This is a genomic window from Bacillus sp. 95MFCvi2.1, assembly GCF_000374965.1.
Lineage (GTDB): Bacteria > Bacillota > Bacilli > Bacillales > Bacillaceae_G > Bacillus_A > Bacillus_A pseudomycoides.
This window is the reverse complement of sequence record NZ_KB895692.1, coordinates 43,046-55,371: the sequence shown is the minus strand read 5'-3', so window position 1 is coordinate 55,371 and position 12,326 is coordinate 43,046. Positions and strand designations below refer to the sequence as shown.

Below are 12,326 nucleotides of genomic sequence, written 5' to 3'. Positions count from 1 at the left end.
CATTTAGAACATACCATGTTTTTACTAGATTCGACAATGGAAATGTATAAAAGTTTGTATTAGAAATGAAAATAAAGTTGACTACTTTATTTTGGAAATAATTGAAGGGAATGGATTCTTAATTTTTTTATCGTGAGTTGTTAGAATGAGTGAGAAAAATGAAAAGAGGATATTTCTTTGAAAAAAATTGAGGGAGCTTTAATTCGTATATTATTGATTCAATTTATTTGTCTCTGCATTATTCAATTGCTTTTCATGCAAGAATCCACAGTGAAATATTTATCAAAAATCGTTTATTATGAAGGAGTTACAAGTGAAAATATAACTGATATTTTACAAGTCAATAAGTAGTTTTCATTTTCTTCTAGTAAGGATTGTGCTACAATAATTGAGGGTTTAATCGGTATGAAACAAGCGTAGAGAAGCAGGGGATTTGTACCTGCTTTTCATTTTGTTTTATAAGTGAAAAAAATGAGGTGTTACAGTGGATAAACGAATTTCAATTGCGATAGATGGTCCAGCAGCTGCTGGAAAAAGCACAGTTGCAAAGGTTGTTGCGAAAGAACTTTCTTATGTCTATATTGACACAGGTGCAATGTATCGTACGCTTACATACGCTGCTCTGGAACAAAATGTAGATATTGAAAATGAAGAAAGTTTAATGGAAGTTTTAAAAAATGTGAATATTGATTTTCAGCAAGGTGAAAATACACAACTAGTTTTCTTAAACGGCAAGGATGTATCTGAAGCGATTCGTACACCGAATGTAACAAATCGCGTATCAATTGTTGCCAAGCATCGTCTTGTTCGCGAAGAGATGGTGCGCCGCCAACAAGCTCTAGCAGAAAAGGGCGGGGTGGTAATGGATGGTCGTGATATTGGTACGCATGTGCTACCTAATGCGGAAGTGAAGATTTTTATGCTTGCTTCTGTTCAAGAGAGAGCGGAGCGTAGACACCTTGAAAATGCGAAGAAAGGCTTCGCTTCTAGTTTGGAGCAATTGAAAAAAGAAATTGCCAAGCGTGATAAATTAGATTCAGAGCGCGAAGTTTCTCCGTTAAAAAAAGCGGATGATGCATTGGAGTTAGACACAACTTCTTTATCAATTGAAGAAGTTGTCCAAAAAATCATGGATATTGTTTCTGGAGCGTTTGCAAAATAAAGAAAGAGGGAATCCTCTTTCTTTTTTTTATTTTAAAAATATTAGTATAACAGAGAATAGTGAAACACTTCCCTTGACAAATAAGTCAATTTGTAAGAAGTTAGTAAAAGAAGAGAAACTGTCAGAATATATTCGCTATTATATTTTAAAACATACTTTATTCAAGGAGATTTTGCTGTATACTATTTATATAGGCTTCTATATCTTCTATGAAGTGTATAGCAAAAAATAGGTTGTTGTATGTATTGGAAGCGAGTATATGCTAAAAATTTCTTATAACATGCAAATGAAAACATTTGTTTTCATTTCGTATATACATAAAAAAGCTTTGTCAATTCTGTAGGGAGGTATTTCCATGGTAGAAAAAATGAATGAAGAAGTTGTGGATTCAAAAGCATTACAAGTGGGTGACGTTGTTACAGGTTCTGTAACAAAGGTTGAAGAAAAACAAGTTCTTGTAAATGTTGGATACAAAACAGATGGCGTTATTCCGATTAGTGAATTAGCTAACGTTCATATTGAAAAAGCGAGCGATGTTGTAAAATTAGATCAAAATCTTGAATTAAAAGTTATTAAATTAGAAGATGATGATCTTGTATTATCGAAACGTGCTGTTGATGCAGAAAAAGCATGGGTAGAGTTGCAAGAAAAATTCACTTCAGGTGAAGTTTTTGATGTTACTGTAAAAGATATTGTGAATGGTGGTTTAGTTGTGGATCTTGGTGTCCGTGGATTTATTCCAGCTTCACTTGTAGAAATGCACTATGTAGAAGATTTTACTGATTATAAAGGAAAAACATTAGCGGTGAAAATTGTTGAATTAGATCGTGAAAAAAATCGTGTTATTCTTTCACATAAAGCAGTTGTAGAACAGGAATTAGAATCAAAGAAAAAAGAAGCGATTTCTTCTTTAAAAGAAGGAGACGTTGTGGAAGGTACAGTTCAACGATTAACTGACTTTGGTGCTTTTGTGAATGTTGGTAATGTAGATGGTTTAGTACACATTTCACAAATTTCTCATGACCGCGTTGAACAGCCTTCTGATGTGTTAACACAAGGACAAAGTGTAAAAGTCAAAGTATTATCGGTTGATGCAGATACGCAGCGTATTTCTTTATCGATTAAAGCGGCTCAGCCAGGACCTTGGGAAAACGTTTCTGCTGAAGTTAAAGCGGGTGATATTCGAGAAGGTATAGTGAAACGAATTGTTACATTTGGTGCTTTCGTTGAAATTTTACCAGGTGTAGAAGGACTTGTGCATGTATCGCAAATTGCAAATCGTCACGTGAAAAATCCAAATGAAGTATTAGAAATGGGACAAGAAGTGAAAGTGAAAGTACTTGAAGTACATGCAGCAGAAAAACGTATTTCTTTAAGTATAAAAGAAGCTGTTGAAGAAAATAATGAAACAGAAGATTATAGCCAATATGAGCCGACTTCTGAGTCTGCAACTTTCCAATTTAGTGATATTATTGGTGAACAACTGAAAAAATTAAAGAAATAAAGAGGGGTACAAGTGGTAAGGGCAAAACGAAAATTAGAACATATTGAATACGCTCTTTCCACCGGACAGTCTCGTATACATGGCTTTCATGACATTGCTTTTGTCCATCAAAGCTTGCCAAATTCAAGTTATGAAAGCATTACATTTGAAACGGAAATCGGCGAACTTTCATTAAGTTCGCCGATTTTTATCAATGCGATGACTGGTGGTGGTGGAGATCACACATTACATATTAATGAACAGTTAGCACACGTGGCTAAGCAGCATAACCTTGCGATGGCTGTCGGTTCTCAAATGGCTGCGTTAAAAGATGAAAAAGAAGCATCTTCTTATCGAATTGTTCGAAAGGTAAATCCAAATGGAATCGTTTTTGCAAATTTGGGTAGTGAAGCGAGCGTTGAACAGGCAAAACGAGCGGTTGATATGATTGAAGCGAATGCTTTGCAAATTCATTTGAATGTCATTCAAGAACTAACGATGCCAGAAGGTGATCGGGATTTTACAGGCGTATTAGAGCGGATTGAACAAATTGTTACAAGTTCTCCGGTTCCAGTTATAGTAAAAGAAGTAGGTTTTGGTATGAGTAAAGAAACGGTACAGCAGCTAACTAATGTTGGTGTTACGGCTGTAGATGTTGGTGGTTATGGTGGCACAAATTTTGCTGCAGTTGAAAATGAGCGAAGGAAGCGAATGCTTTCTTATTTTAATGATTGGGGCATTCAGACGGTAGCTTCGATCATAGAAGCATCCTCTACAAATAAAAACCTCTCTCTTATTGCATCTGGCGGTATACAAACTGCGCTTGATGTAGCAAAAGCAATTGCATTAGGGGCACGGGCGACTGCTTTTGCTGGGTATTTTTTACGTATATTGATGAATGATGGTACCCAGAAATTAATGGATGAAATAGAACTTTTACATACGGATTTACAATTTATAATGACGGCTCTTGGAGCGAGAACACTCTCTGAGCTTCAGCGAGTGCCGCTTATTGTGAAGGGTGACACGTATCATTGGTTATCGCAACGTGGGATTGATACGACGTGCTATAGCAATAGGTAATGTTTTTTAAGTTTTTTTGCAGGTTATTTATAAATCAGAATAAGATAAGAATAAAAAATCAACCGAAAGAATCAACCGTTCGGTTGATTTTTTTTATGTACCCGCCTCGTACAATGAAGAGGAAAGGGGAAGATGAAATGAATAAGATTATTGAAGTGGATAAAGTAACGAAGTGCTATGAAACTTTTAAAGCACTATCTTTAAAAGTGAAGAAGTAACAAATACAGTGCTAAGTCAGAGAGAATTAGAGGTGTTAATTGTTCTAGCTACTGGAGCGACAAATAAAGAGATTGGTGAGAAACTCTTTATTTCAATTTCAACGGTTAAAACACACATTATTAATATATATACTAAGCTCCAAGTTTCTAATCGTGTAGAAGCAATAAAGAAAGCGTTGGAGCATGGATTAATAACATAATGAATTGTGGGAAAATGAAAAAACAGCCGATGTCGGCTGTTTTTTCATTTTGTTTAATGCTGATTTTGCTTGCGAGCTTGCTCTGGTGTATCAAGCCCAGTTGCTCCAGGATATTGCAGCGATTGGTCGCGGTCAGACTCGACACGGCGCGATTGTTTTAGTTTCTTTTCTTGGCGGTCTTTTCCCATCGTTATCTACACCTCCTTAATAGAAAGTGTTGCTGTTATAAGAAAAACTATGCAAAAAGAAGAAAAGGATTAGTTTTCATAAAAAGTTCCCATAATGGAAATGATAGGAGGAGAAAATATGGATGGAAGTTATTTTTATTTTTTAGCGTGGGTGGGCTGGGTTGTTACAACGTTTTTTTTGAAAAAAGATGAAATTCGTTGGAAAGTTAGTGCTGCTATATTAATATTTATTATTTGTTCACAGATAGCGGTATCTATTGCTTCTTTCACTGTATCATTAAACGCTCTTATACTCGGTATTATTTCCTTTTTGGGGATTGCTCTATATTCTGTGTGGAAAAAAATGTATGCCTTATTGTCGGCACTTATCATTGCTATGCTATATACAAGCTTTCATTTATTAGAGGTGTATGATCCGATTTGGATTGTTATTGATCGGATTTTTATGTTAAGCGGTGCTCTTGTATATGCATCAATTTTATTACATCGAGATCGTTTATTGCGTCTATGTTCTTTATATGCCGGAGCACTACAAGGAGAAATATTGGTAACATTTATTTTTCGCAGGCTTCATTTTCCATACGAATTTGGTGGTTTGACATTCTTTGATATCATTGCTGTTTCTACACTACTGGTTATGATGATGTCTTATATCGCAAAATTATCGGCGTATAGAGGACAATTTAGAAAAAAACATGTAAAAGAAAGGCAAGGGTAATACATGACTGAATATACACCAGCCATTTTATGTGGCGTCATTGCTGGAACAGTAACGCGAATTTTGATGCTTCGTACAGATACGAGGCAGTATCCGACACGTTTACATGGAAAAATCATTCACATTGCTATGGGATTAATTGCAGCAGCTTTAGGAGCAATTGCTATTCCATCCATTTTGAAGAAGGATTTTTCAGCGATTACTTTCTTAACATTAGCTGCGTCTCAATTTCGAGATGTTCGAAATATGGAAAGGAATACACTGCAGCAATTAGATGGGTATGAGCTTGTACCGCGTGGAAACACATATATTGAGGGAATAGCTCTTGTATTTGAAAGTCGCAACTATTTAGCGATGTTAACAGCATTTGTGACAACATTTACATATATAGGGTTTCATTCGTGGATAGCTGGTGTAGTTGCTGGCACAGCGGGATTCTTTATTGCCAAAATATTGATGTCTGGTAAAAGGTTACGTGATCTTGTAGACATTGAGCATGTCCCTCTCCGCTTTGAGGGAGCAGGACTATATATTGATAATATTTATATTATGAATATTGGATTGCCCGCAAGGCAAGAAGAAATTATGAAGTATGGAATGGGCTTTATTTTAAAGCCTAAGTCTATTGACGCAAGAATAACAATTTCCAATCTTGGACAACGACAAGCAATCTTACATGATGTATCGGTTGCATTAGGCATATTTAGAGATTCTGGAACCCCGGCGTTAGTCCCCTTAGCTAAGCGCGATTTAGAAGATGGAAGAGTAGGGGTATTTGTACTCCCGCAAGATCAAGATGTAAAAAAAGCGATTGCAGTAATAGGGAATGTACCAACATTAGAAAGTGCGGTTCATATGTCATCAGAGGCCCCAAAAGGAAGGGGAGATATACGATGATGTTAGAAAGCTATATTCTTGCTGTAATTACAACGACGCCAGAAAAGTTTGCTGGGGGGGCACCTTTATTTACTTGTGACTCAAAAGAAGAAATGGAATTTGTAGCAAATAATTTAGAAGCGATTTTAGACGGTATCGCACACCGCTTACAAGAGAATGTATATATTATTGTGAAACATTAGTAACGTGTGCTATAATATGAGATGTTTTGATACGATGAGAAATATTCTGGAATGCAAATCCCTTCTTGCACAAAGAAGGGTTTTTTACATAATAAACAGAAGCAAGTTGAAAGGATGAAATTATATGCCGAAACCAGTAGTGGCAATAGTAGGACGCCCGAACGTAGGGAAATCTACTATTTTCAATAGAATTGTTGGAGAGAGAGTTTCAATTGTAGAAGATATCCCAGGCGTAACGCGAGATCGTATTTATAGTGCGGGAGAATGGTTAAATCATGAATTTAACATTATTGATACAGGTGGAATTGATATTGGAGACGAGCCGTTTTTGACACAAATTCGTCAACAAGCAGAAGTTGCGATTGATGAAGCGGATGTTATCATTTTTATGACAAATGGCCGTGATGGTGTAACAGCTGCAGATGAAGAAGTAGCAAAGATTTTATATCGTTCTAAAAAGCCGGTTGTACTAGCGGTGAATAAGGTTGATAATCCAGAGATGCGTAATGATATTTATGATTTCTATGCATTAGGATTTGGTGAGCCATTCCCAATTTCAGGTACACACGGATTAGGTTTAGGTGATTTATTAGATGAAGCAGCAAAGCATTTCCCTAAGATTGAAGAAGAGGCATATGATGACGAAACAATTCGTTTCTCATTAATTGGGCGTCCAAATGTAGGGAAATCATCACTTGTAAATGCATTGCTTGGTCAAGAGCGTGTAATTGTAAGTAACGTAGCAGGAACGACCCGTGATGCTGTTGATACACCATATAGTAAAGATGGTCAAGATTACGTTATTATTGATACAGCGGGGATGCGTAAAAAAGGGAAAGTATACGAGAGTACTGAAAAGTATAGTGTACTTCGTGCATTGAGAGCGATTGAACGATCTGACGTTGTTTTAGTCGTTTTAGATGGTGAAGAAGGAATTATTGAACAAGATAAAAAAATTGCTGGTTATGCACATGACTCAGGAAGAGCAGTAATTATTGTTGTGAATAAATGGGATGCAGTTAAAAAAGATGAAAAGACAATGAAAGCATTTGAAGAAAATATTCGTGCGCATTTCCAATTCTTGGATTATGCACCGATTGTATTCTTATCTGCGAAAACGAAAAAACGTACACAGACATTATTACCAGTTATTAATGAAGTTAATGAAAGTCATAGTATTCGTGTACAAACAAACGTATTAAACGACGTGATTATGGATGCTGTTGCAATGAATCCAACACCAACGCATAATGGACAACGTTTGAAAATCTTCTACGCAACGCAAGTCGCGGTGAAACCACCAACATTTGTTGTATTTGTAAATGATCCAGAATTAATGCACTTTTCATATGAGCGCTTCTTAAAGAATCGTTTGCGTGAGTCGTTTGGCTTCGTAGGAACGCCAATTCGAATTATTTCTAGAGCAAGAGACTAATGGAGAGGATGTGATTTTATGAAAAAAATCACAGTAGTAGGAGCAGGTAGCTGGGGCACAGCGTTAGCGATGGTATTAGCTGACAATGGTCATGATGTACGTATTTGGGGAAATCGTTCGGAGCTCATGGATGAAATCAATATGAAACATGAGAACAGCCGGTATCTCCCAGGAATTACATTGCCAAGCACAATCGTAGCCTACTCTTCTTTAGAAGAGGCATTAGTAGATGTAGATACAGTACTTTTAGTCGTGCCAACGAAAGCGTATCGAGAAGTATTGAAAAATATGAAAGATATTGTTTCACAGCCAATTACTTGGATTCATGCAAGTAAAGGGATTGAACCAGGAACTTCAAAACGTATTTCAGAAATGATTGAAGAAGAAATTCCAGCGCATCTTATTCGGGATGTTGTTGTCCTATCAGGACCAAGCCATGCGGAAGAGGTAGGGCTTCGTCAAGCGACAACTGTTACTTCAGCTGCTAAACGTATGGAAGCAGCTGAAGAAGTACAAGACTTGTTTATGAATAGTTATTTCCGAGTATATACGAATCCTGATATTGTCGGAGTAGAGCTCGGTGGGGCATTAAAAAATATTATTGCACTAGCCGCGGGTATAACGGATGGCCTTGGATTAGGTGATAATGCAAAAGCAGCTCTTATGACACGTGGTTTAACGGAAATCGCTCGTTTAGGAAGAAAGATGGGTGGTAATCCGTTAACATTTGCTGGTTTAACGGGAATGGGTGACTTGATTGTAACTTGTACAAGTGTCCATAGTCGAAATTGGCGTGCGGGAAATATGCTTGGAAAAGGGTATTCATTAGAAGAAGTATTAGATAGTATGGGTATGGTAGTTGAAGGTGTACGAACAACGAAAGCTGCATATGAGATGGCTGAGAAAATGAAAGTTGAAATGCCAATTACGGCAGCCTTATATGATGTACTATTCAATGGAAATAATGTGAAAGATGCAGTAGGGTCATTGATGGGGCGTGTTCGTAAACATGAAGTTGAAGCGATACCTGATTTATTGTAAATAAAAGCTGTATGCGTGAAAAAAGCACGTATACAGCTTTTTATTTTTCTGGGTTTTTTCACCATTTATTTCTTTTTGCATACGATGGATTGTAACTTGAAGAGAGGGTGAAGAAAATGGATAATAACATTTTCAATAATATTGAAAAAGAAGCGAAAGTAAATAAAGACGATATTTTTAAATTAGCATCATCTGTACAAAATGCAAATTTACGCGATGAGAAAATACTACGCCAATTAATCCATCAGGTCGCAGTAATGGCAGGGCGAGAGGTACCAAAAGAGCAAGAAGATCAAATTGTAAAAGCGATTATTAATAATAATATGCCAACAGACTTTAGCTCGTTAAGTAAAATGTTTAAAAAATAAAGCATGAGAAACAAAGGGTTCGAGGATTGCATACGATAGCTATGAAGAAATGGGATTGGAGCTGTTTGTGGGCGTATTTGGTCAACCGAAGCGAAGATGATACATTCGCTTCGGTTTTATTTTTGTTTTTTATTTACATTTATCCATTTTGATTTTCCAATATATAATTCGCCATTATGAAGAACGAAAGGTGACCTACACTCATTATATTTATTTGTTTTCACTTGGCATGGACAGGAAGAGGGTCGGACCGCTTCTATGCATGGTCGGATGCTCTCTTCCGCCAGAAAAGAAACGCTTTCTGCCGCTTTTTCAATTTGTACGTATACATAAATATTCTCCAACATATAAGTCTCAGCTGTGAAAATAAAAGGGAGTCTCCACCCGCTTTCTCCTTTTGTTTTCACTTGGCATGGGGCAGGAAAAGGATCTAACCGTTTCTATGTATGGCCGGATGCTCTCTACCAGCTAAAAAGAATGGTCTTATATTATTTTTCTATTTGTTTAAAATTTTTAATTTGTTAAAATAGTATAAAAATAGATTGATAATTAAGGGGTGGGTATATGTCTGAAGGACTTATAAAAATGTGGTTTTCTTTAGGAGCAATGGGATTCATGTTTATTGCAGTAGCTTTTATTTTATTAAGTAGGCATAAAATAAAGAATAAAATTTTGAAAGGTATTACAGCGCTGGTTGCTTATACACTTATGGTTGTATCTGGGATTGTTATTTTCCTCGTTGTATTTAGTGGGCCAGTCGAACAATAAGAATGAATAATCGCCACTCTTTGTTTTCAAATAGATTGTGGGGAGGTAGGTGGAAATGAATAAACAAGATTTAATAGATGTGAGCGAGAAAATAAAGGATGGATTGACTGTGAAAAAAAACTATATTATTTTAATATTTTGTTGTATAAGCCTTTTGTCAGGATGTATGTATCCTAGAGAAAATATGAAACAGAATGCTGTCCCTTATGAAGATCAGCTGCAAGCTGTACAAAAGGCAGTCAATACATATAAGGAACAAAATAATGGTTTATTGCCAATTAAAACGCGTGATATGAGCACACCAATTTATCAAAAATATCCAATTGATTTTCAAAAAATTGCACCACGTTATATACAAGAAGCACCTGGAAATGCATATGAAAGTGGTGGTGTATATCAATATGTATTAGTAGATGTAGAAACAAATCCAACGGTAAAATTAATCGATGTAAGAATGGCAGAACAAATTCGGGATGTTAAGTTGAAATTGCAAATGTATCGTGATGAACATCAATATCCTCCCTTTAAAAAGGTTATTGCAGATGGTGTTTATGAGCTAGATTTCAAAAAGATGGGATATAAAGATGTGCCTCAAGTGACAAGTCCATATTCTGGAAAAGGATTACCGCTTGTAATTAATGAAAAAGGGGAAATTTTTGTTGATTATCGAATGGATTTATATGAAATGTTACAAAGAAACGGAGAAAAGTTGAAAGAGGGGGAAGATATTCGTAATATGCTTTTAAAAGATACACCATTTGTGCCCGCATACTCTTTACCGTATACAGTAAGAAACGGAGAACCAATTTTTTTTAAATGATAAGTCATGAACCTTTCTTCTAGCGAATAAGTTCTAGAAGAAAGGTTTTTTCATGTATTACAACTTATGATGCAAACAAAAAGTTTTTTTTAAATAGTCATATGAATTTAGGACAAAATCATATGATATATTGTCCACACTTCTAGAATATTTTTATGTTATTTCATATGATAGGAGACATCAGTGAAGGATATTGTATGTGAATACAAATTGGATTATTCCCAAAAATTTTGAGGGAGGGAATCACTTGGAAAAGGTCGATATTTTTAAGGATATTGCTGAGCGCACAGGCGGTGATATTTATTTAGGGGTTGTAGGAGCTGTTCGAACAGGAAAATCAACGTTTATTAAAAAATTTATGGAGCTTGTTGTTATTCCAAATATCGAAAATGATTCAGATCGTCAGCGAGCACAAGATGAATTACCTCAAAGTGCTGCTGGACGTACAATTATGACAACAGAACCGAAATTTGTTCCAAACCAAGCGGTTTCCATCCATGTTGATGACGGTCTTGAAGTAAATATTCGATTAGTAGATTGTGTTGGTTATACGGTTCCTGGAGCGAAAGGGTATGAAGATGAGAATGGCCCACGCATGATTAATACACCTTGGTATGAAGAACCCATCCCGTTTCATGAGGCTGCTGAAATTGGAACGCGTAAGGTGATTCAAGAACATTCTACTATTGGGGTTGTCATTACAACTGATGGAACGATTGGAGAAATTCCAAGACGAGATTATATAGAAGCAGAAGAACGTGTTATCAATGAGTTAAAAGAAGTGGGTAAACCGTTTATCATGATTATTAATACAGTACAGCCGTATCATCCAGATACAGAACAGTTACGTCAAAGTTTATCAGAGGAGCATGATATTCCTGTATTAGCAATGAGTGTGGAGAGTTTAAGAGAAACAGATGTTTACAATGTACTTCGTGAAGCTTTATTTGAATTCCCTGTTTTGGAAGTGAATGTGAATCTACCAAGCTGGGTTATGGTATTAAATGAGGGACATTGGTTACGTCAAAGTTATCAAGAAGCTGTTCAAGAGACAGTTAAAGATATAAAAAGGCTTCGTGATGTAGATCGTGTTGTTTGGCAATTTAGTCAATATGAGTTTATTGATCGAGCGAGTTTAGCTGGGATTGATATGGGGCAAGGCGTTGCAGAGATTGATTTATATGCACCAGATGAATTGTACGATCAAATATTAAAAGAAGTTGTAGGTGTAGAAATTAGAGGGAAAGATCATTTATTAAAGCTTATGCTTGATTTTTCTCATGCAAAAACGGAGTATGATCAAGTTTCAGAGGCTTTAAGAATGGTCAAACAAACAGGATATGGCGTAGCTGCGCCGGCCTTAGCTGATATGAGCTTAGATGAGCCAGAAATTATTCGTCATGGATCGCGGTTCGGTGTGAAATTAAAGGCGGTTGCACCGTCTATTCATATGATTAAAGTTGATGTTGAATCTACATTTGAGCCAATTATTGGTACTGAAAAGCAAAGTGAAGAGCTTGTCCGCTATTTAATGCAAGATTTTGAGGATGATCCGCTTTCTATATGGAATTCTGATATCTTTGGACGCTCGCTTAGTTCAATTGTTCGAGAAGGAATTCAAGCAAAATTGTCTTTAATGCCTGAAAATGCTCGTTACAAATTAAAAGAAACGCTAGAAAGAATTATTAACGAAGGATCTGGCGGATTGATTGCCATTATTTTATAAGGCCCCCCCTGCGAGCAGGGGGTTTTTGCTTTTTTAT

14 protein-coding genes and 1 pseudogene are annotated in these 12,326 nt (G+C 36.3%); 14 read left to right on the top strand and 1 reads right to left on the bottom strand.

Going from position 1 to position 12,326, the window contains the following annotated elements; translation table 11 throughout:
• Positions 1–177 precede the first annotated feature (177 nt).
• The 5 genes from C568_RS34605 (at position 178) to C568_RS0105800 (ending at position 4,146) form a co-directional block, all read left to right on the top strand.
• Entirely contained in the window at positions 178–351 is a 174-nt protein-coding gene (locus C568_RS34605; RefSeq protein ID WP_003196311.1) for a DUF5359 family protein, read from the top strand.
• 133 nt (positions 352–484) lie between these two features.
• Positions 485–1,162 (top strand): (d)CMP kinase, encoded by a 678-nt coding sequence (gene cmk, locus C568_RS0105825; RefSeq protein WP_006094252.1) that lies wholly within the window; start codon positions 485–487, stop codon positions 1,160–1,162.
• A 355-nt stretch (positions 1,163–1,517) separates the two neighbouring features.
• Positions 1,518–2,666, top strand: coding sequence for a 30S ribosomal protein S1 (rpsA, locus tag C568_RS0105815; protein ID WP_006094253.1), 1,149 nt, complete (start codon positions 1,518–1,520; stop codon positions 2,664–2,666).
• A gap of 12 nt (positions 2,667–2,678) precedes the next feature.
• On the top strand, positions 2,679–3,728 hold the full coding sequence (gene fni, locus C568_RS0105810) for a type 2 isopentenyl-diphosphate Delta-isomerase (RefSeq protein WP_006094255.1): 1,050 nt from the start codon (positions 2,679–2,681) through the stop codon (positions 3,726–3,728).
• Between the two features lie 226 nt (positions 3,729–3,954).
• Positions 3,955–4,146 (top strand): response regulator transcription factor, encoded by a 192-nt coding sequence (locus tag C568_RS0105800; RefSeq protein WP_080740238.1) that lies wholly within the window; start codon positions 3,955–3,957, stop codon positions 4,144–4,146.
• A gap of 53 nt (positions 4,147–4,199) precedes the next feature.
• Here the strand turns inward: C568_RS0105800 and C568_RS32630 are convergent, their stop codons facing one another.
• Complete coding sequence (locus tag C568_RS32630) at positions 4,200–4,334, bottom strand: YpzI family protein (RefSeq protein WP_003206535.1); 135 nt, start codon at positions 4,332–4,334, stop codon at positions 4,200–4,202.
• A 118-nt stretch (positions 4,335–4,452) separates the two neighbouring features.
• On the opposite strand from C568_RS32630, the pseudogene C568_RS0105790 reads away from it, so the two are divergent.
• From C568_RS0105790 to spoIVA, 9 genes and pseudogenes are all read left to right on the top strand, one after another.
• Positions 4,453–5,063, top strand: a pseudogene (locus C568_RS0105790) (YphA family membrane protein).
• Positions 5,056–5,949, top strand: coding sequence for a YIEGIA family protein (locus C568_RS0105785; protein WP_003196321.1), 894 nt, complete (start codon positions 5,056–5,058; stop codon positions 5,947–5,949). Before C568_RS0105790 ends, C568_RS0105785 begins: the two are co-directional and overlap by 8 nt.
• Complete coding sequence (locus tag C568_RS0105780) at positions 5,946–6,131, top strand: capping complex subunit for YIEGIA (RefSeq protein WP_016114087.1); 186 nt, start codon at positions 5,946–5,948, stop codon at positions 6,129–6,131. The genes C568_RS0105785 and C568_RS0105780 overlap by 4 nt, the downstream gene beginning before the upstream one ends.
• Before the next feature lie 124 nt (positions 6,132–6,255).
• A complete protein-coding gene (gene der / locus C568_RS0105775; protein ID WP_003206531.1) occupies positions 6,256–7,566 on the top strand; it encodes a ribosome biogenesis GTPase Der in 1,311 nt (436 codons plus the stop codon).
• Between the two features lie 18 nt (positions 7,567–7,584).
• On the top strand, positions 7,585–8,607 hold the full coding sequence (locus C568_RS0105770; RefSeq protein WP_006094267.1) for an NAD(P)H-dependent glycerol-3-phosphate dehydrogenase: 1,023 nt from the start codon (positions 7,585–7,587) through the stop codon (positions 8,605–8,607).
• A gap of 116 nt (positions 8,608–8,723) precedes the next feature.
• Positions 8,724–8,975 carry a stage VI sporulation protein F gene (locus C568_RS0105765; RefSeq protein ID WP_018764271.1) on the top strand — a complete coding sequence of 84 codons (252 nt, stop codon included), beginning with the start codon at positions 8,724–8,726 and terminating at the stop codon, positions 8,973–8,975.
• A 564-nt stretch (positions 8,976–9,539) separates the two neighbouring features.
• Entirely contained in the window at positions 9,540–9,743 is a 204-nt protein-coding gene (locus C568_RS0105755; RefSeq protein WP_016114089.1) for a DUF2768 domain-containing protein, read from the top strand.
• A 109-nt stretch (positions 9,744–9,852) separates the two neighbouring features.
• Positions 9,853–10,563, top strand: a complete 711-nt coding sequence (locus C568_RS0105750; RefSeq protein ID WP_029426962.1) for a hypothetical protein — start codon at positions 9,853–9,855, stop codon at positions 10,561–10,563.
• 247 nt (positions 10,564–10,810) lie between these two features.
• Positions 10,811–12,289: a stage IV sporulation protein A gene (gene spoIVA / locus C568_RS0105745; protein WP_016114091.1), complete on the top strand. Its 1,479-nt coding sequence runs from the start codon at positions 10,811–10,813 to the stop codon at positions 12,287–12,289.
• The last annotated feature ends 37 nt before the right edge of the window (positions 12,290–12,326 follow it).

Bases quoted from the DNA above. Each gene is read 5' to 3' on its own strand.
- rpsA (WP_006094253.1), top strand. From the start codon at position 1,518: ATGGTAGAAAAAATGAATGAAGAAGTTGTGGATTCAAAAGCATTACAA.
- C568_RS32630 (WP_003206535.1), bottom strand. From the start codon at position 4,334: ATGGGAAAAGACCGCCAAGAAAAGAAACTAAAACAATCGCGCCGTGTC.
- C568_RS0105785 (WP_003196321.1), top strand. From the start codon at position 5,056: ATGACTGAATATACACCAGCCATTTTATGTGGCGTCATTGCTGGAACA.
- C568_RS0105780 (WP_016114087.1), top strand. From the start codon at position 5,946: ATGATGTTAGAAAGCTATATTCTTGCTGTAATTACAACGACGCCAGAA.
- der (WP_003206531.1), top strand. From the start codon at position 6,256: ATGCCGAAACCAGTAGTGGCAATAGTAGGACGCCCGAACGTAGGGAAA.
- C568_RS0105770 (WP_006094267.1), top strand. From the start codon at position 7,585: ATGAAAAAAATCACAGTAGTAGGAGCAGGTAGCTGGGGCACAGCGTTA.
- C568_RS0105765 (WP_018764271.1), top strand. From the start codon at position 8,724: ATGGATAATAACATTTTCAATAATATTGAAAAAGAAGCGAAAGTAAAT.
- C568_RS0105755 (WP_016114089.1), top strand. From the start codon at position 9,540: ATGTCTGAAGGACTTATAAAAATGTGGTTTTCTTTAGGAGCAATGGGA.